Source organism: Brevibacillus antibioticus (assembly GCF_005217615.1).
Taxonomy (GTDB): domain Bacteria; phylum Bacillota; class Bacilli; order Brevibacillales; family Brevibacillaceae; genus Brevibacillus; species Brevibacillus antibioticus.
Map to the genome: position 1 here is coordinate 2,852,299 of NZ_SZNK01000001.1, position 18,717 is coordinate 2,871,015.

Sequence of the window (18,717 nt, forward strand, 5' to 3'; positions counted from 1 at the left end):
ACCTGTTTCTAGTATCACCAAGCTTAAATTATCTCGACTTTGGTATGCCTTTTTATTAATCTTCATACGCTTTCACGATTTCTGCTTTACTTCCTTCGACTATAATTAAATCACGCGGTTCTCTATCATCATATGCACCATGAAAATCTACCGATTTAGTATAGAATGAAATATCTTCAGCAATACTGTAACCGTACCTTTCTAGTTCATCACTGTAAAGTCCATCACCACTAAATGGATATTTTGAGTATTTGATTGAATTGTATTCAGTATCTAAAAGTTTTACAAAAGCCTTTTCTGCATCAGCGATGATTTTCAGTTTATCTGGCTCATATCCAAAATCTTTCTTAAATTCTTCAATCGTTCCAAAGGTATTTACATTTAAATATTTTACGTCAAATAAAAAAATAAACAGTTCATCAGTTACCCTTGAAGATGAAGATTTAGGATGGAGGTTTGTCAAAATATCAAGTCTGGCATGGTGTGCATTTTCATATAATCTCGTCAAGCTATCATTCTCTTTAGAAATTCCTACATACAGTAGTTCAAATGTGCAAAATTGTCTAAAATCAAAATCATGATCTGCATCTGTTCTTGCGGTAACTGTTTGATGAGAATTCTGGTATAAGAAAGATGTTGGCGTGAACCAAATGTGAATATGATTTGGATTAGAGACCTCTGACACCCTAAACAACCTGTCTCCTATTTCTATATTGATAGTCTTGAACGGTACATTATATTTTTCTAAATCGTATAATAAATAATAACGGATTGTAGGACTGATAATATCCCCCATCTTTAACTTAAAATGAAACACACCCTCATTTTGATCAAAAGAATATTCATAAAACAATAACTCTTTTCTTTGTCCCATCATGTACAGTTTTGAATTTTTAACAACATTCTTAACTTCCACATCATCAGATAACCAAGAACCTTCTTGATTTGTGATTGGAGGGAAAACAAGACTAAGATCACTTAGTAAAAATTTCATAAATGCTGCCTCCTGCTTAACAATATAATATCCATAAACACACCTGATCAAAATCTTCTTTTATTAAAATAATCGATTGACTTCACTCTTAATTTCCTTCAATTCATCCATCTCACTGTCCAACAATTCGAGAATGTTATCAAATTCACTATTTAGAATGCCAATATCATCTTTAAGACGGAGTAAGCCTCCATGGAATTCGTCTGAGTACCATCTATTTTCTATATGGAGGTCTAAATACTCCAGTTCTTCCCCATTTGAATCGCTGTCAAATCCTTCAATAATACCCCTAAAGGTTTCGGAATATTGGAAGTCACACGATAAAGATCTCATTTCTAACTCTATTTTCTCAAAGCTTTTTAATAGTCCATCTTTTTGAAGATCAAATCTAATCTCTTTAATTAGGGACTCTCCTTGTATTGTCTCATGCAATCTGTTTATGGTTTGCATATACGAAATCATGAATTCCAAAATTAGCTCGATATAACTTCTATAGAGGTAAACGATAGGGGTAATTTGCCGTATCATAATCTCGTCTTTTTTTCGGTTACTTAAGAGGTTTGTATGTAACTTTTGTGCAGATTTATATACATTCAGTAGATAAGACCGATCAAAATCCTTACAAGAATCTAAGAGTGATTTCGAGTTATAGTTGTCCCATGATGCGATATAAAATCTATCCCGATTCTTTTTCACTGATATTACCCTCTTCTCATGAAATATTGATTTCAACTAAAATGTTTTCTAGAATTGGGATACAGCGTTTCCCCAAAAGCAATCGCATCTTCTTGTTTTTCGCGCGCGTCATTGTACCAAGGTTTAATTAAATTAAATAATTCAAATTCAGTTGGAATCCAGTGTGAGTAGACTATATTTAGTTGTCCATTTTTTTGCAAGGAAAGAAGATGACTTCTAACATTTGTAATTTCACTAACATCAACTATGTTAACTCTATTTCCAGTGACTCGTTCCTCTGACTGGCGATATCTCCAATTAAATGCACCACCGACCTTTTCCCATATAGTAAATACACCAAATTTATCCCTCCACATATCAATAATTGCCATTAGCACCATCACAGTTTTATTCTGAGCAAAAAATATTCATAATCCACCTTCTTAATAAAATCTAGTTGATATTCGCATGCCAATTATACCAAATATTTCTTGCCCCTTCGACGTAGTGCTAAGACTATCTGTAAGGCGTATATGGGACGTGTTGCGTAATTGGTAATGGTGTGTTTATAGGTAATGAGGGATTGAACGTGTGTAGGGCATTGTGGAGGGTTTTAAAGTGGCTTATTGTGGATCATCACGTAATGATACATTTTAGATGGTAAAATGGATACTCACCAATAAAAGCTACAATTGATAAAGTGCTTAAAGCTGCAAAGAAGTGTAATCCCAAAGTTAGTTATGCGACTTTTGTTTCCACCCTTATAAAATGAAAAAGGCAACCCATTTCGTAAATGAATGAGTTGCTTTTCTCATTTTATAAAGCTTGTCCAATTTTACTTGATGATAGAAAAGACGGGCTTGTCCTCATTTAAAATAACCTTTTGATGACTCACCAAACGCAAATTGTGCTCAATCAGCTTGTTGCGGGCGTAAGGGTCGCCTTTGGCCATGAGTCGGAGGTACTTTTCTTCTTCGGTGTCCTGAAGCGGTTGCGGGAAAGCATTGTTCTTAACATAAGCCACAAAAACGAGAAGTTCTTTAAAAACAAGGGAAAGCGCCGCGATAATGCTGGACATGGCTGCCACCTCCACGTCTGGAATAGCTTACTTCTATGCTTATGTGGGCGGTCGCCTATATGTGCATGTACGCTAAAATAACCGAGTGAGTAAGCGAAACGTTCATTATTACAAAGACGTAACGGTTAGTGGCTGATTATACGAAGGTAAATGAACACGAGCGAGTCAGATATTCCAAAAACCGCATGGTCATCCCAATCGTCTTTTATCGAAATAATTTCAAGATTACTTAATTGAGGTTGTAACAATTGGATAAACTCCTCAGACACACCATCTTCTCTCAGTTCCTTATTCAAGTTTTCCATGTACACTGTACTGTTCATGCGTTTCATTTGATTTGGATTTACATACTGCGGAAAAATATAGGTATGTAAAACATGAACGACCTCCTCTTTTGAGAAGTCATCCCCATAAAGATCAGACCAACTCTCCCAATGATGGACATACTTTTTAAAGACACCTACAAACGCATCTTCCCATGACATAAATTGTTTTCTTGGAGCAAATACCAAGGTACCCGTAAAGCCACCTTGCTTAACATAATGATTCAGTCTACCATCGACAATTAAAACGCTATCCAATGGAAGATAGATTACGTAAATCTCCTCCTGACTTAATTGAGAATGTAACCATTTTTCAGTGAACACCTCTGTGTTTTCAAATAAGTTTCTTAATTTGTCAGGCATATGAGCCTCCCAATTTGTTTTAATTACAATATTTCCAAAATATTATATTTTTTGATACAATAATCCAAATGAATTAGCATATACAAACCAAACATATTGGAGTGATCACCCATGCTAGATTTTGGCGCTGTGTCGATCGAATCGGGTACTTTACTCTTCCAGCTCTTTGTCTTCCTCTTGCCTTTCGCACTTGTCATTGCTTGCTGCTTGTTCATCGTAAAGCGCACCGCAACCAGGCAAAAAGCCATCGACGAGCTGGAAAAACGCGTCGCAGCACTCGAGCAAGAAAGAAAGCGTCCGGAATTATAACGGACGCTTTCCTTTTTCCCCTATTCAAATAAAGCCATCATCTCTTCGTCTTCTCTCTCACGGGCTATATCGTATGGCGTTTGCCCCGCCATGTTCTTTTTGTTAGGATTCGCACCTTTAGCTAGTAGCAACTCTACCACATCCACACGCTCCTCTCCATCCGCTACCTGTGTGTGCAGCGGGGTACTTCCATCATGAGCGTTGGCATGTATGTCTGCACCGTGCGCGATGAGCACCTCTGCAATCTCTGGATAGAGCGTGATATGCAACGGGGTAATCCCCTCATCGTTTTTCGCATGAACCTCCGCACCCTGTGCGACCAAATACGCAATGAGATCAACATCGTCCGTCATCACAGCGCCATGCAGGACGGAAAACTCATACTCATCCTTTTCATGCAGCAATTCCGGCTGTTTCGTGACGATCTTTTTTACGAGCTCAATGTCTCCCAGTTCAGCCGCATCATATAAATCTGCGAAATGGTAAGCCATATCTGTCTCTCCTATCTTCTGTATTCCTCCCTGCTCCTTACCGCTCCTCTGTTTCAAATACAAGTTTGGCGAGCAGGACCAGCGGTGAATCTTTTTCTTGCCCACCCTCAGTGAGATCGAACAATTTTTCGTTAATCGGACCGTACCGCGATTCATTGCCATACAGCAGAATCACATGTGGGTACTTGCCAATTTCCTCTGTTAGCTTTTTCGGCCATTCTTTTCTATCGAGTGTGGCATTCATCGCATATTCGTTTTCCAAATACGTGAGAAAGTCCGCTCTGGCCTCTGCATCCTGTACCCCATGCACTTCAAAATAGTCCTCGTCTACCCATTCAAGACCCGATGCTGTTAAAAAACCAGAAGGTATCACTTCCCCGTCCTCATCGTAAACCGGAGTCAGAAAATCCGCTAGCTCATCAGAAGACTGCAAGGTTGTTCCCCATACGGTTACCACATTTCTCATTGTCTTTCCCCCTCGTCTAATGCTTTGCTGTTTCCAAGGACGAGCGAATACGATCTACACGCTCCTTTTCCTTACGCAGAATGGCTTTCTCGTACGCTAGCTCCAACAACCGATTGATTTCTTGCCAATTCGCTTCACCGGAAGGCGACTCACCACTTGTCAGCATTTTCCCCCAAGCACTTAATGCAATCTGCCGCTGTGCTTCATTTCCGTCCAGCCAACGAATCAGATCATTCCATTGTGGACGTGACACCGCGAATAGCTCATCCCAGCCTTCAATTGGGTACGCCACATGCGGTTCCATCCACAAAATGACTTCACGGGATCGAAAGTGATGTAAATGACTGTTGGCAGTATATCCTACCAGACATTCTTTTCTGGCAACGACTTCGTCCATTTCAGCCAAAACTCGCTGTAAGCCCTCTTCCTCCGGCAAACAAGCTGCCGTTACATATGCACGGAGGCTTGAGCCTATCCGTTGATAATGTGGCCCGGACTCCCATAGCGAGCGTACCCAGTTCTCTGCCTTATTACCTACTGTCTCGACAATGAGCTGGCACCAAAGTAGCAGATTGCTTGATGACGTTTCCTGCTCAATTTGCGCCACCCATTTATGCAAAACCGGCTCCCAATCGTACTGAGTAAATGCCTCTTGAATACGTGAATCTCCTGCACCATGCATTTTCGCAAACAAGACGAGCTTCTCGAAATCTTGCGTTGCCTCTTCAAAGGTTAGCGTCCGATAGGTTTGCAGCCATTCTTTCCACTCTTGTGCGACTTGCCCCTCGACATCGAGCCCATCTGCACCAGCGAGTGCTTCATAATTCCAGCACTCTGCCCCAATACAGCCCAGCTCCGTGACTCGCTCTACGAACTCTGTGAAGCTTTTGCCGAGTAATAGGAATTCGTCTGTCTCATGCCCCCAAGAATAGACCGGGGGGTCATCCACGCCTGTCGACAAATCGATGAGCAGCATGTCGCCATTCCCGCCGACGTGAAAACAGAGATACCTTTTCTCGTCCTCACTCTCTTCTTCCCCGCCAAAATACGGCCACTCAAATGCATCCAATGACCATCCCAAATCCCCACTGAGCGAAAAAGGGTCTAACGCTCGAGATGGCAACGACCAATTTATTTGAACCTGACTGCTGCCCAATAGTAAAATAGTCCGGATCGTCGCGGGAAAGCTGATCCCGAGACTTTCCTCTCTTCTTTCGATTTCTTCCATCGCTGCTGGAGGTTCTATGGTGAGCGGCCAAACCTGAGCACCTTGTTTCTCCATATCATGCATAAGTAATTTCCACGCTTCAAACCACTTTTCCATTCGATGCTGCATTGGCATAACGACCTCTCTCGTCTGTCGTTTTCTATCTTACGAATTCTATATCTATTTTCTTTATCTAAAATTCGATTTCATATCCTACTAAAGGACCAATTATATCCATTTTTTTCATGGTAAAATTATCTACAAAGTCTCTATTTTTACCGATATTAGTAGAAACAACACAGAAATGAGGACCTAGCTAATGACCACCATTGGAATTGATTTGGGCACGACGAACAGTCTGGTGGCCTACTGGACTGAGAATGGACCGGTGCTCATTCCAAACGCGCTCGGAGAAACACTGACTCCTTCTGTAGTCAGCGTCGATGAGAACGGCGAGATCTTGATTGGAAAAATCGCCAGAGAGCGCCTCTTAACACACCCAGATCGTACTGCTTCTACCTTCAAACGGTTTATGGGGACAGAAAAAAGGTACCAACTTGGGGGATATTCCCTTTCTGCTGAAGACCTTTCCTCCTTTGTGATTAAATCTTTGAAGGCGGATGCAGAGGCTCATTTCGGGCACCCCGTTCACGAAGCGGTTATCAGTGTGCCTGCCTATTTCAACGACACACAACGCAAAGCAACCAAGCGAGCAGCAGAGCTTGCTGGACTGAAAGTAGAGCGTTTGATCAGCGAACCGACTGCCGCCGCGATCTCATATGGGCTCCATCAGGAGGAATCCGAGACACAATTCCTCGTATTCGACTTAGGAGGCGGTACGTTTGACGTTTCTATTTTGGAAATGTTCGAAGGTGTGATGGAGGTAAAATCAATCGCTGGAGACAACTTTTTGGGCGGCGAAGACTTTACCGATCTGATTGCCTCTTATTTTATAGAAGCCCATCGACTCGATATCGACACACTGGACAGCAAAACGCGTTCGTCCATCCACAAACAAGCTGAGTTGTGCAAGCGCGCCTTGTTTTCCGAGCAAGAAGGGAAAATGAGTGTCAATATTCAAGGAGAGCTGGTTGAAACAACTCTCAGCCGGAATCAGATGGAAGAGCTCGCGTTTCCTCTGCTGCAACGACTGCGTCAGCCGATCGAGCGTGCTTTGCGAGACGCATCCATCTCACCTCGGGACCTAGACGCCATCGTGCTTATTGGCGGTGCGACGCGGATGCCGCTTATCAAATCCATCGTAAGCAAAATATTTGGGCGACTGCCCTATTCCCATATTAATCCCGATGAGGCCGTTGCATTGGGAACAGCGATACAAGCAGCACTCAAGGAACGCAACGAGGCGTTAAACGAGCTTGTATTAACAGATGTTTGCCCATACACACTCGGTACGGGTATTGTTCAAACCATGGCAAACGGCAAACACGAGGATGGCTACTTTTTTCCGATCATCGAGCGCAATACACCAATCCCGGTCAGCCGGGTAGAACGGCTGTACACCGTTCACGATAATCAACGCTCCATTCTCGTTGACGTCTATCAAGGCGAAAGCCGACGCGTCGAACATAACCTCAAGCTTGGCGAACTGAATATAAAAGTTCCCCCTGCCCAAAAGGGCGAGGAGTCTATCGATGTTCGTTATACATATGACATCAACGGGATTCTTGAAGTCGAAGTGACTGTCGTATCTACAGGCGTCAAAACCAAGGCCGTCATCGAAAAAAATCCGGGCAGCCTTTCAAAAGAGGAAATTGAGGAGCGTTTTCAAGCTCTTCAAAACATAAAGATCCACCCCAGAGAACGAACCGAAAATCGATTGCTTCTGGCAAAAGGCGAGCGTATGTACGAGGAAGCGTTGGGCGAAAACCGGATGATCATTGCGAATTGCTTACGCCGCTTCGAAAGTGTCCTGACCACCCAAAATGAAAGAGACATCGCCAAAGCAGCAGAAGAATTGAAGCAGCAGCTGGACATGTTTGAAGGGTGGAATGAGTATTAATGGGGATTTGGGAGATTCTCGGGATTGAACCGACGGACAATCCTGCCCAGATAAAAAAGGCTTATGCCAAAAAGTTGAAGGTGCATAATCCGGAAGTTGATCCTGAAGGCTTTCAGCGATTGCGAGAGGCATATGACCTCGCCCTGAAGTTCATACGCAATGACAAGCGGAATCCTGAAGAAAGACAGCTGGATGGTGAGGAGAATCATGAAACGCAAGAAGTAGTCTCTCATGAAGAAATCTCGATTCCCAAGCGGTACGATTTCACGAAGAACCACGATCATTCCGAACGCTCCATGAACCCCGATGACATGGTGGAGCGTTTTTTCCGCCGTACGCAAGAGTTGTACGACAACTATCACGAACGTATCCAGGTTGAAAACTGGCGTGAGTTGCTGAATGACGAAGCCATGTGGAATGTCGGCTGCCATCAACTCATCGATACGCAATTTCTCCACTTTTTAGAAGAACACTATCACTTGCCTCATGAAGTGTGGAAGCTGCTCGACTCCCATTTTCAATGGCAGGAGAATTCAGAAAAACTCGCAAGCCAGCTCTCAGGACGTTTTGTCGCTTACCTGAACGGCCAGCTCAATCAGACCTTCACGCTGCGGTACCACTCTTTTGAGAATCGCGATGACTTGGTTATTGAAGCGTTTCTAGAATGGCGCAGCGATGCGTTATTTGCCCTCATGGAAAATGATTGGGAAACGGCTCAGGGCTATTTGGCAAAAGCCCATGCTCTGTACGCTCTTGACCCCGATTTGATCCGCTTACAGGGCGAATATTTTTTACGAACGGGAAATAAGAATCGTGCATTTCATACCTTTGATCAATTGATACGTCTTGATCCAGATAACATCGATGCGTATTTGTATCGTGCCCGACTATTCCTCGAAAAAGGAGAGGCCGCCGATGCGATCAAAGATTGCGAGGAAATCCTCACTCGGATGCCAGAACTGTGGGACGCTCGTAGCTTGCTAGGGAAAGGCTATCTTCAGCTGGGCCAATGGGAGAAGGCTCAAGAGGTTTTTCAGGAGATGCTTTCGCATAATCCCTCCGATATCGACGCGAAGATATGCCTGACGCAAATACAATCACCGTTTGACAGGGTGATTGAAGCAACTGCGAACAAGCAAGCCAAAGCCACTAGGAGAAAAAACTTGCAAACACTCGGGCTTCCTGGCAGGCTAGCAAGGTTCAAGCAATTTTTTTCCATCTATACGAGACGTAACATTTGGACGATTATTTTCCTCCTTCTGCTCCATTACGCTATGTTTGCTGTTGTATCCATGAAGCTAGAGATGACTTCGGAGCAGATGTTTGACTCCTTGGTCAATAAATACAAGCCTGTCCAAATTAAGACAATGGACGAGTTGAAACAAACTCCGCTTGGCTACCAGGTGGAATTTACATTGACCAAAGCTTCTTATATCAATATGCTCCGCGTCTATGACAAAGAGAAGTATCCCGAGCCAAAAGCCGAATTCATTCCTGCTGCCAAAGCCGAAGAGCGAGATCTGTTGAACTCTGACACCGGCTATGTAAATGTGGGTTATCTGGATCAACAAGCGATCATTGTTATTACAGACTACGACTATGCCAAAGAAATTCACGACAAACATTCCATTACGATGCGAGGAACGCTCAAGGCGATACCGGATGGCGAGATGTTGCCTAGCATTGTGAATGCTTTGGAAAAACGCAAGCATCCCTACCAGTCGATTCTCGTGACTGATACGTTTATCAATGCCAAGCCTGACTTGGAGGAAAAAGGATGGACAGGATCATGGCTTTTGGGCATTCTCGCGATGATTTCCATGTTGTATTACATCCGCATCATTCGTGAGTTTCCCAAAACTCGCAAAGCATTGACATTCCACTAAAGGAGGCAGGGAGGACTACCATGACAAAAGAAGCAGAAAACGAAAAAGAGATCGACCCAAAGTTAAGCCGCTACTTGCATGCTCTCTCCTCTGTTTGCCTAAATCAGAAGCGGCTCGCGTATTATTTGGCCATCCATGAATACAACCGCCTGCGCGATACATTTTTGCGCCTTCGTATTGATAACAGATGGGATACAGGGGATGCCACGAAAACGAAAGAGCGCTTGACTTGGTTTTTTGAGCATGGGCGAAGAACGGAATTTGATCAGCATCGCCACGTATTATCTTCGCTCGGCGCTACCAATCGTTCCAACTACATCGCGTCCTTAAAAAAAGGCGATATGGAGTCAGCCCGGCAGTTGGTCGTGTACGCGTACATGAACAGACTCCCACATGCCGGTATTGCCGCCTTTGATTACGCCTGGTATCTCATTATTTGCAAAGCAGGCGCCCAACAGTCCTATCTTCCCAAGGCAGAAGCCGTAGAAGGCATGCTGGACGTAGCCAAGCGAATCCAACTCGCTTATTCGAGCTGGGAAGAGTATTTATTTGCCTATGCGTGCGGCAATCTTTACGACGAAGCAGGTGCGTCTAAAAATACCAGTAAAGCTACTGAAGCTCATATTTTGAAACTCTTGACGGGTAAGTACAGTCCGATCCGTGAATTTGACTGGAAGTTTGATCTTACACCTTACCTGCCCTCATCCCATGTAGAAACCCTCCCTTCTTTTAGCAGCTAAGCTTTCAAAAAAACGTTTCCCTCGGACTTCTTGCGCTTTGTCCAACGGGAAACGTTTTTTTGTATTAAGCCCAACAGAGGTCTTCTTACGCCTTTTCCGCTATGTCCTTCACCATATGGCTCAATTTATGCCCGCTTACGATCACTGTCCCATCCTCACGATAGCCGAGCGATTCATACAGCTTGCGCGCACGTGGCTTTTCCTCGTCAACGAGCAAAGCGATTCGGTCATGCCCGCGCTGAATCGCTTCTTTTTCAAAGGCATCCAGCAGAAGTGATCCGATCCCCTTCCCTCTGCATGAGGAATCAACCGCGACAGAATCCAAATAAAATTCGTCATCCTTTGCTTCTTTTACAAGCGTAATCGTCTCGCCAGTCAAACGTTGGACATGCTCAACGAAGGGGCGATCGAGCACCTCTGTTTGGCTCCCATGGTAAAAGAGCGCCAGTCCTACCGGTACATCTCCATCCATGGCAATCACCGCGTTTTCGTAACTGAGCCGGTTATTTTCCTTCGCAAAAAACTCCTCCATCATACGAATCGCATCCGCTGCCTCCGTTGCACCTGTCAACGTATGCGCGATATCTCCAATGGCATCATAAATTAATGGCGCAGCAAAAGCTGCATCTGTGGGTTCCGCTTTGCGTATCATGTGTTTCCTCCTTGCGTTTCGAGCATCAGCACGACACGACTCTTTTCGTTTCTTTGTCTATCATACACACTTTCATTGTGTCACAATCTGCCAAGCGGATCGAGCTTTCCCGACAATCGTTCACAGATCAGCAACAATGAAACCGCTCTCATTTTTCAAGAGCGGTTTTCCCTCTATCACATCGACTTTCTTATCCTATCATTTTTTCAATCGTCAGCTTGCGATCATGCCGCAAATCGAGGAATTCACCCATCCTTCTTACCAACGGACGCATCGGTTCATCTTGATGAATAAGAATGACTTCGACTTCTTCCCCGCTACTCAACCTCGCCTTCGCGCCTACGTATAGCAAGGCAATGTAGCGGACAAAGTGCGCAACGATCTCCACGTTCAATGTTCCGTTACAGGCTTCCTTCCACAGGAGCTGTGCCGCCTCAAATGGGGACGACCTCCCTCTGTACACCCGATCAGAACAGATCGCATCAAACATATCGGCAACAGCGAGCACCTGACATTCGATTGGAATGCTATCGCCTTTTCTTTGCTCCGGATAGCCAGAACCATCGAGTCGCTCGTGATGCAGCAAGGCACACAATGCCAACAGCTCAGACCCACCCTTCATCTCACGGATCATTTCGTAGCCGAAGACGGTATGCTTCTTCATGATTGCAAATTCTTCTTCACTTAGCTTGCCTGGCTTAAGCAATATTTCCTTGGGTACCCTCATTTTCCCAATGTCATGCAAAAATCCGGCTGTCCCCATGAATGCTACTCGCTCCTCATCCCATTTCATCAAGCGAGCAATGAGCGAACAGAGTATGCCTACATTTAATGAATGTCGGTATGTATAGCTGTCTGCCCCTTCCAGTACGTACAAGTTCCGGAACAATCCCAAATGCTTCGACGATTTTTCTGCTACATCAAAAAAGATATTGGAAAAATGATCAAGACTCGGTGTCTCGCCAACTGTCAGTTCATTGAAGAGTAGTCTCGTTTTGTCAAGAGCTTGTACATAAGCAGCAACGGTCTCAGAATCTGCCTCTAGCTGGAATAGTTGAGAAGTAACTTCCTCACCAGTTCCCTCTGTAAGACTCTGTATGATGTCAACCTCACGGACTCGTTGCTTCTGTAATAGGATCACATGGGCAGGTGTGATCGTCGTATTTTGTCCCAGCAGCAATATTCCTTGTTCGGTGTACAAATCAGCCGCTAATACTTGCCCAATCAGTGAGAGATCAACAGGTGCCAAAGGCATACAATCAACCCTTCCAGTCTCCGTCTTTTTAGAGGTTGTTCAAAAATCCGACTTTTTGAACTCACACTTTTACTCAAATTATAGAAAGGAAGAGGGTGAGATACAATCTTTTTTTCGACAATTCATAACTTCGCTGGACACCGGACATTTCACTATTCGCATACATATGATAGCAAGCAAATGTCAGTGGTTTTATCAAGGAGGGACGAACGTCTCATGACGACGCTGTACATCACACCAAAAGCGTGGAAACAAATTGAGCAGGCCGTACGAAAAAAACCCTCACTGGAAACAGGAGGGGTCATGATGGGATACCCACTTGGTGAGGATAGATGGGTCGTAACGTATGCAAGTGAACCAGGCCCAAATGCGATTCACCAGCCACATTCTATTTTTTTCGATGACACACATCTCAATAAGCTCGTACGCAAATTAAGTAGACATGGACAGTGGAAATACATTGGTGATTGGCATAGCCATACGGTAAAGCGCCTTTCTCCCAGTAAAGGTGATAAACGAACCATTTGGGCAAAAGCGTCGCAATCCATGTACATGTCCTCCTCCCCCCTCATGCTAATCGTCGGGCTTAGTAAAAACAATCAAATAAACGCAAGAGGATTCATCCTCGGAAATACTCTTCGCGAGGTTGGGAAGATTGAGCTGTATGATCGGCAAGCTCAGCAACAGCTCGGTGAAAAAGCTCCATAGCCTGGTTTTTTCCCCAGCTCGGCTGATTTTCTGCCACGACACAAATGGCGTAACGCGGCTCTTCTAACGGGGCGTACCCGAGAAACCACAGGTGGTTGTTTCCATTCGCCTCCCCGATTTGCGCAGTCCCGCTTTTGCCTGCCACCTGCCAAGCGGAATTCATGAGCATCTTTCCTGTTCCCTCTGTGACGACTTTACGCATCATTTTTCGCAATTTGTTGGCTGTGACGTAGTCAATTCCGTCCACAGAGAGCTCCTGCTCGGGGAATGTATGAAACGACTGACCATTTCGGTATGCGATCTCTTTTACCAGCCGTACTTGAGAGCTTTGACCGCCACGCAAAATCGTTACCATCATGTTGGCTGCTTGCAAGGGGGTAATGCGTACATCCCGCTGACCGATGGCGCTTTGAATCAGGACGCCTTCATCGTCGCGGGATATCCCCTCTGCAAAGACTCTACCTGGCTCTTCGCCATCCAGCTGTTTGAAGTTTTTGAGTTTATACAGATGAGGGGTAACATGCCCCACTTGAGTGGTCAAGCCCAGCTTTTTTGCATATTCCTCCAACTTTTCTCCACCCACCATCTTGGCGATGTGGGCAATCGCAATGTTGCAGGATTGGGCATACGCTTCTTCCAGTGTCACACTGCCGTGACCTTCTTTTTTCCAGCAGGAGAATTGGTACTTCCCGTACTCCCCTGTACATGTGAAACGGTCAATTGGTGAAACGATTCCTTCCGCCAAGGCTGCTGCTGCTACCACTGTTTTATAGACAGAACCAGGCGGGAGTTGTTTAAAGGCGCGATTCTTCCAGTCGCTCGTGTTTCCTGTAACATTCGTTTGATCATAGGTAGGGCGGCTCACAGCTGCAAGAACATCGGCTGTTTGTACATCCAAAACGACGATACAGCCTTCTTTGAGCCCTACATGATCGGCTGTAGCCTCCATGCTTCTCTGGATTGCTGCATCCAAGGTAGTCGTTAATGACAACGGATAGTATTGATTTGACTGCTTTGTATAGCGAATATCCAGCCCTCGAAGCGGTTGTCCATGCCCATCTACATAATAGGACAAGACAGACGGCTCTACCCCTTGTAAAAACCGGTCAAAGCTTCTCTCCAGACCCGATGCCCCCAGTGTGCTCTCCGCATTCATTTTGCCGCTTGTCCATTCATCTGGATACAGCTTCTGCACCATGTCGGGATTTTTATGGATAAAACCAATCACATGCTTGGCTACTTCATCAGCGCGGTATCGCTCTGTCACCGCCAATGCCACAACTCCTGGGATGGCAAGAGCATTGATTTCCTCGGCCTGCTGTTCGGTGAGCATCACCAGCTTTCCGGAATCCTCTCGCATGAACAACGGTACTTTCGCCTTTTCCATGGTTTCCGACAGGCGTTCCCTGGATTCTCCCGTTATTTGAGCTAACCGCTGCAAGCCATCTGTTCCTTGCAGGCTCCCACGCGCCAACGGGAACAAAATCAAGGCGAGATGCTCTTCTCCAGTAAAAGCGTACCCATTCCGATCCACGATATCGCCACGCCCGCTATGCAGTACGATGCTTTGCTGTCTTTGCTTCACTGATGCCTTTACCAAATCAACGCCATGCCGAGAAAACCGATGGGGCGATCCCAATTGTATCCACCACAATCGCACGACCAAACCGAGCCATAACAACGACATGGACAGCAATACAAGAAAGTGACGTCTTTTGATTCGTCGATCCAGCTGCATCGATTTCCCTCCTGGCTTTTTTCACCAGTATTGCCGGAATGTACGCGACAGAAACAACGAACAAAGAAAAAAGCACACCGTACGTCACGGTGCACTTTTCGCGGTTTAGGATTGATTGGCGAATTGTTGCTTCTCCAATAAAATATTGCTGATCTTCGTGGACAACAGATCCAATGCTACTCGATTGTAGCCGCCCTCTGGCATGATGACGTCTGCATATCGCTTGGTCGGTTCAATAAACTGCAAATGCATCGGTCGAACGACGTTTAAGTACTGTGTCACCACTGAATCGAGGGAACGACCGCGCTCTTCGATGTCACGTACAATTCGGCGTACAATACGCACATCCGCATCGGTATCGACAAATACCTTGATATCCATTAAATTGCGAATCCGCTCATCCTCTAGAATCAGCATTCCTTCCAGAATGATAACATCCTTCGGGTCGACCTGGATTTGCTCTGGCTTGCGGTTATGCTCCTTGAAGTCGTAGATCGGTTTTTGGATCGCTTTTCCTTGCATCAGATCTTGCAAATGCACAAGCAACAAATCATTGTCAAAAGCGAAGGGATGGTCGTAGTTCGTCAACGCCCGCTCTTCTGGGCTCAAATGGCTTTGATCCTTGTAGTAGGAATCCTGCTCAATCATCGTTACACTATCATTTTGGAACTGGCGGTACAGCTCTTTTGCTACAGTCGTTTTTCCAGAACCACTGCCTCCCGCTACCCCAATCAATACGGGGTTACCCATGCTTCATGTCCCCTTCCTCATGATGCTTTACACGTTTTCGACCCTATTTCCTTTTCAAGCTGATGGCCAACCCGTCTCCTACTGGAATAAATGTTGTCTCTAAATCAGGACGCTCCATCAGATGTGAATTATAAGAAAGCAGCTTGTCCACCATTGGACGCTGGCGCTTGCCCGCTTCTTCAGGGGTCGCCACCAGTCCTCGGAAGAGAACATTGTCGCTGATTACCAAACCGCCTTCGCGAAGAAGCGGTAGATACAAATCGAGGAATGCTCGATACTGCCCCTTTGCCGCATCGATAAACAAGCAGTCAAATTGATACGACTCCGGCAGCCCTAATGTGGCATCACGCAAGAGAATTTCCACACGGTCTGCACATCCTGCTTCTTTTATATTTGCCCGTGCTCTCACCAATCGATCTTCATCTATGTCCATCGTGACAATTCGCGCTTCCGGTGCAGCTTCTGCAAGCCAAATGGTGGAATAGCCAATTGCCGTACCCACTTCAAGAATCTCTTTGGGACGATGCAGCAGTAACAACATCCGCATGACTTGAGCGGACGCCAGCTGCACAATCGGAATGTTTTCCTCAGTCGCCTCCTTCTCCAGACGCTGGAGCAAGAAAGAACGCTCGGGAACCAGGCTTGACACGTAGTCGTCAATTGCCGGATTGGTAATCATGATTTCACTCCTCTTTCGTTACAACCGAATTATTATAGCATACCTTAGGAAAACTTGGCTACGTCAAGGACTGTTGTCCGCATGCAAAAAAAAAGAGGAAACCTGGTTAGTTTCCCCTGCTTTTCTTATCATTTGCTTCATGCTCTTGCAGTGTTTTGGAAAAGTAATGCTCGGACGTTCCGTCTTTTTTCGTCACGTAGAAAAAGTAATCGTGTTTGACTGGAGTGACGACAGCTTCAAGCGAAGCTCTGCCTGGGCTGGCAATCGGCCCCGGTGGCAATCCAGGATTTGTGTACGTGTTGTACGGACTTTTTACTTTTAGGTCCTCGAAGGTCAGACGGTCTCGTTGTTTTCCGAGAACAAATTGGACGGTAGCATCAGCCTGCAACGGCCACTTATCGCGAATCCGATTGTAGTACACGCCTGCTACAAGTGGACGCTCCTTGTCTACCGTTACTTCACGCTCCACGATCGAGGCGAGATTAACTGCTTCATCCATGGTTAAATCGTGCTGCTTCAACTGCTCTGTCCACTCTGGCTTCCATTCCTTTTGGAATTGAGCCAGCATACGTGAGACGACATCATGTGCCGTAGCGTCTTTGTCCACCTCATACGTTTCCGGGAACAGATACCCTTCCAAACGGTGTTTTCGGTCGGCGTGCTTCGGTATCGCAGCAACAAAAGGATAGTTGGGGAATGCACCTTCATTTACTTCTTTTAAGAATGCCGCTTTCTCTACAATGCCTTCTTTATCGAGATGATCTGCGATCTGTTCAACATTCCAGCCTTCTGGGATCGTAAACCGGTTCGCATTGATCACCGTGTTTCCTTCTGCCATGGCGGTTAGTATCTCGTCGATAGCTTGACCCGTCGTAAATTGGTATTCTCCCGCCTTAAGTTCAGGCGCCATACCTTTATACTTCACGTAGTAATTAAATACATCGGCATTTCGGATCAGACCTTGTTCTTCCAGTAGACGACCGATTTTTTGTACGGAGGAACCGGACGGAATCGCCACATTCTTCACCGTCTGTTCACCTGCAACTGGCTGTAATTGCTGGTACACATACCACGTTGCTCCTCCCGCCGCCAAAATGATCAACAACAAAAAGGCAACCAGCCATATTACAATTCGTCCGCCGCGTCTGCGTCGCTTCGTCACTGGGCGGTCGGGGTTAAAATCAGGCTTCGCTGACATTGGTTTCAAGCTAGAAATCCTCCCTTTAGGGTCTCTTTATCTCCATCCCATTCATTATACAAGAGGCTTATCTACCTGTCACTTCATGGGTGATTTTGGCGAAAAAAGACATAAAAAGAGCCCGCCAGTTGCGGACTCTCTTTCCACGAGTCTATTAAATTCCGTCTTTCTCCAAATCAGCAATCAACGTTTCGAAGGTAGCTTCTACTTGCTCCCACTCTTCATCATCCTCGATTGGCATGAGCATGTCTGTACCATCATAACGCAGGAAGTGAACCTCGTACTCTTCTTCCTCTTCCTGATCTACTGGTACGAGCACCAAATAGCTGCGGTCTTCAATGTCAAAAATGTACATGATACGAAAATCTCGCGGTTCCTCGGTACCTTCTTCCGTCAGCGCGATCACATCGCCCACTTCGAACTCTTCCATCATCTCTTCACTCATTGTGGTCACCTCGATTTCGCGTCCAAATATCCTTGGAGGATTAAAGTGGCCGCCATTTTATCAATCACTGTCTTTCGCTTTTGACGGCTGACATCAGCAGAAATCAGCATACGCTCTGCCGCCATCGTCGTCAAGCGTTCGTCCCACATGTGGACAGGAAGAGACGTGCGTTCCTCCAAAAGCTTGCCAAATGCTTGACACATTTCAGCACGCGGGCCTATGGTTCCGTTCATGTTTTTGGGCAAACCAACGACGAAAGCCCCAATTTGATACTGCGAAACTAATTCGCTCAGGCGGGCAAAATCCTTTTCCTTGGATTGTCGCTTGATGGTCTCTACTCCTTGCGCAGTCCATCCCAGCTCATCGCTGACAGCCACTCCAATCGTTTTGTCGCCTACATCTAATCCCATCAATCTTGTCATCGTTAAGGTCTACTTGCGCTCTGACAAGTAAACGGTCACCAACTCTTCTATGATTTTGTCCCGTTCCAATTTGCCGATCAGGCTCCGCGCGTTGTTGTGGCGTGGGATAAACGCCGGGTCGCCAGAAAGCAAGTAACCGACGATCTGGGTGATCGGGTTGTATCCTTTTTCCTGCAGGGCTTTGTACACCTCTGTCAATGTTTCTTGCACATCCGCCGCATTCGCTTCCTTGGGCACCGTGAATTTCATGGTATTATCCAACGAACTCACAATCAACACCTCGATTTCCTTTGAGACTCTTTTGGTCACATACTCTTT

The 18,717-nt window shown here is 45.5% G+C and carries 21 protein-coding genes and 1 pseudogene; 5 read left to right on the forward strand and 17 right to left on the reverse strand.

Annotated elements, in window-relative coordinates:
* Positions 1-55: 55 nt before the first annotated feature.
* The 5 genes and pseudogenes from E8L90_RS13320 to E8L90_RS13340 all read right to left on the reverse strand — a co-directional run bounded on the left by E8L90_RS13320 (position 56) and on the right by E8L90_RS13340 (position 3,433).
* Positions 56-994: a hypothetical protein gene (locus E8L90_RS13320; protein WP_137029808.1), complete on the reverse strand. Its 939-nt coding sequence runs from the start codon at positions 992-994 to the stop codon at positions 56-58.
* 63 nt (positions 995-1,057) lie between these two features.
* A complete protein-coding gene (locus E8L90_RS13325) occupies positions 1,058-1,690 on the reverse strand; it encodes a hypothetical protein (protein ID WP_137029809.1) in 633 nt (210 codons plus the stop codon).
* Positions 1,691-1,722: 32 nt separating this feature from the next.
* Positions 1,723-2,061 carry a hypothetical protein gene (locus E8L90_RS13330; RefSeq protein WP_137029810.1) on the reverse strand — a complete coding sequence of 113 codons (339 nt, stop codon included), beginning with the start codon at positions 2,059-2,061 and terminating at the stop codon, positions 1,723-1,725.
* A 494-nt stretch (positions 2,062-2,555) separates the two neighbouring features.
* Positions 2,556-2,747: pseudogene (locus tag E8L90_RS13335) on the reverse strand (RNA polymerase subunit sigma-70); the annotation flags it as partial.
* 125 nt (positions 2,748-2,872) lie between these two features.
* Positions 2,873-3,433, reverse strand: a complete 561-nt coding sequence (locus E8L90_RS13340) for a hypothetical protein (protein ID WP_137029811.1) — start codon at positions 3,431-3,433, stop codon at positions 2,873-2,875.
* A gap of 111 nt (positions 3,434-3,544) precedes the next feature.
* Here E8L90_RS13340 and E8L90_RS13345 point away from each other — a divergent pair, with 111 nt between their 5' ends.
* Positions 3,545-3,742, forward strand: coding sequence for a hypothetical protein (locus E8L90_RS13345; RefSeq protein WP_137029812.1), 198 nt, complete (start codon positions 3,545-3,547; stop codon positions 3,740-3,742).
* A 20-nt stretch (positions 3,743-3,762) separates the two neighbouring features.
* Here E8L90_RS13345 and E8L90_RS13350 read toward each other — a convergent pair whose 3' ends face one another.
* The 3 genes from E8L90_RS13350 to E8L90_RS13360 are packed head-to-tail and all read right to left on the reverse strand — an operon-like array spanning position 3,763 to position 6,041.
* Positions 3,763-4,233, reverse strand: coding sequence for an ankyrin repeat domain-containing protein (locus E8L90_RS13350; protein ID WP_137029813.1), 471 nt, complete (start codon positions 4,231-4,233; stop codon positions 3,763-3,765).
* Positions 4,234-4,270: 37 nt separating this feature from the next.
* Complete coding sequence (locus E8L90_RS13355) at positions 4,271-4,699, reverse strand: immunity 22 family protein (protein WP_137029814.1); 429 nt, start codon at positions 4,697-4,699, stop codon at positions 4,271-4,273.
* Positions 4,700-4,715: 16 nt separating this feature from the next.
* Positions 4,716-6,041, reverse strand: a complete 1,326-nt coding sequence (locus E8L90_RS13360; RefSeq protein ID WP_137029815.1) for an SMI1/KNR4 family protein — start codon at positions 6,039-6,041, stop codon at positions 4,716-4,718.
* Between the two features lie 184 nt (positions 6,042-6,225).
* On the opposite strand from E8L90_RS13360, the gene E8L90_RS13365 reads away from it, so the two are divergent.
* Genes E8L90_RS13365 through E8L90_RS13375 form a run of 3 tightly spaced genes read left to right on the forward strand, consistent with a single transcriptional unit; the run spans position 6,226 to position 10,552 of the window.
* The gene (locus E8L90_RS13365) at positions 6,226-7,926 is read left to right on the forward strand and encodes a molecular chaperone HscC (protein ID WP_137029816.1); all 1,701 of its coding nucleotides are present in this window, start codon (positions 6,226-6,228) and stop codon (positions 7,924-7,926) included.
* The gene (locus E8L90_RS13370; protein WP_137029817.1) at positions 7,926-9,812 is read left to right on the forward strand and encodes a J domain-containing protein; all 1,887 of its coding nucleotides are present in this window, start codon (positions 7,926-7,928) and stop codon (positions 9,810-9,812) included. The genes E8L90_RS13365 and E8L90_RS13370 overlap by 1 nt, the downstream gene beginning before the upstream one ends.
* A gap of 20 nt (positions 9,813-9,832) precedes the next feature.
* Positions 9,833-10,552, forward strand: coding sequence for a DUF1266 domain-containing protein (locus E8L90_RS13375; protein ID WP_137029818.1), 720 nt, complete (start codon positions 9,833-9,835; stop codon positions 10,550-10,552).
* Positions 10,553-10,637: 85 nt separating this feature from the next.
* Here E8L90_RS13375 and E8L90_RS13380 read toward each other — a convergent pair whose 3' ends face one another.
* Together E8L90_RS13380 and E8L90_RS13385 are read right to left on the reverse strand one after the other, a co-directional pair.
* Positions 10,638-11,204 (reverse strand): GNAT family N-acetyltransferase, encoded by a 567-nt coding sequence (locus E8L90_RS13380; protein ID WP_137029819.1) that lies wholly within the window; start codon positions 11,202-11,204, stop codon positions 10,638-10,640.
* A 190-nt stretch (positions 11,205-11,394) separates the two neighbouring features.
* On the reverse strand, positions 11,395-12,459 hold the full coding sequence (locus tag E8L90_RS13385; RefSeq protein ID WP_137029820.1) for an HD-GYP domain-containing protein: 1,065 nt from the start codon (positions 12,457-12,459) through the stop codon (positions 11,395-11,397).
* Between the two features lie 216 nt (positions 12,460-12,675).
* Between E8L90_RS13385 and E8L90_RS13390 the strand changes: the two genes are divergently transcribed.
* Positions 12,676-13,167: a Mov34/MPN/PAD-1 family protein gene (locus tag E8L90_RS13390; protein WP_137029821.1), complete on the forward strand. Its 492-nt coding sequence runs from the start codon at positions 12,676-12,678 to the stop codon at positions 13,165-13,167.
* Here E8L90_RS13390 and E8L90_RS13395 read toward each other — a convergent pair.
* The 7 genes from E8L90_RS13395 to E8L90_RS13425 all read right to left on the reverse strand — a co-directional run bounded on the left by E8L90_RS13395 (position 13,079) and on the right by E8L90_RS13425 (position 18,669).
* On the reverse strand, positions 13,079-14,905 hold the full coding sequence (locus E8L90_RS13395; RefSeq protein WP_137029822.1) for a peptidoglycan D,D-transpeptidase FtsI family protein: 1,827 nt from the start codon (positions 14,903-14,905) through the stop codon (positions 13,079-13,081). The genes E8L90_RS13390 and E8L90_RS13395 overlap by 89 nt on opposite strands.
* A gap of 105 nt (positions 14,906-15,010) precedes the next feature.
* Positions 15,011-15,655 (reverse strand): uridine kinase, encoded by a 645-nt coding sequence (gene udk, locus E8L90_RS13400; protein WP_137029823.1) that lies wholly within the window; start codon positions 15,653-15,655, stop codon positions 15,011-15,013.
* A gap of 43 nt (positions 15,656-15,698) precedes the next feature.
* Entirely contained in the window at positions 15,699-16,334 is a 636-nt protein-coding gene (locus tag E8L90_RS13405) for an O-methyltransferase (protein WP_137029824.1), read from the reverse strand.
* Positions 16,335-16,440: 106 nt separating this feature from the next.
* Positions 16,441-17,541, reverse strand: a complete 1,101-nt coding sequence (gene mltG, locus E8L90_RS13410) for an endolytic transglycosylase MltG (RefSeq protein ID WP_137029825.1) — start codon at positions 17,539-17,541, stop codon at positions 16,441-16,443.
* Between the two features lie 145 nt (positions 17,542-17,686).
* Positions 17,687-17,977 carry a DUF1292 domain-containing protein gene (locus E8L90_RS13415; RefSeq protein ID WP_007727932.1) on the reverse strand — a complete coding sequence of 97 codons (291 nt, stop codon included), beginning with the start codon at positions 17,975-17,977 and terminating at the stop codon, positions 17,687-17,689.
* A gap of 5 nt (positions 17,978-17,982) precedes the next feature.
* Positions 17,983-18,399: a Holliday junction resolvase RuvX gene (gene ruvX, locus E8L90_RS13420; protein ID WP_012685619.1), complete on the reverse strand. Its 417-nt coding sequence runs from the start codon at positions 18,397-18,399 to the stop codon at positions 17,983-17,985.
* Positions 18,400-18,408: 9 nt separating this feature from the next.
* Positions 18,409-18,669: an IreB family regulatory phosphoprotein gene (locus E8L90_RS13425; protein WP_007727936.1), complete on the reverse strand. Its 261-nt coding sequence runs from the start codon at positions 18,667-18,669 to the stop codon at positions 18,409-18,411.
* Between the last annotated feature and the right edge of the window lie 48 nt (positions 18,670-18,717).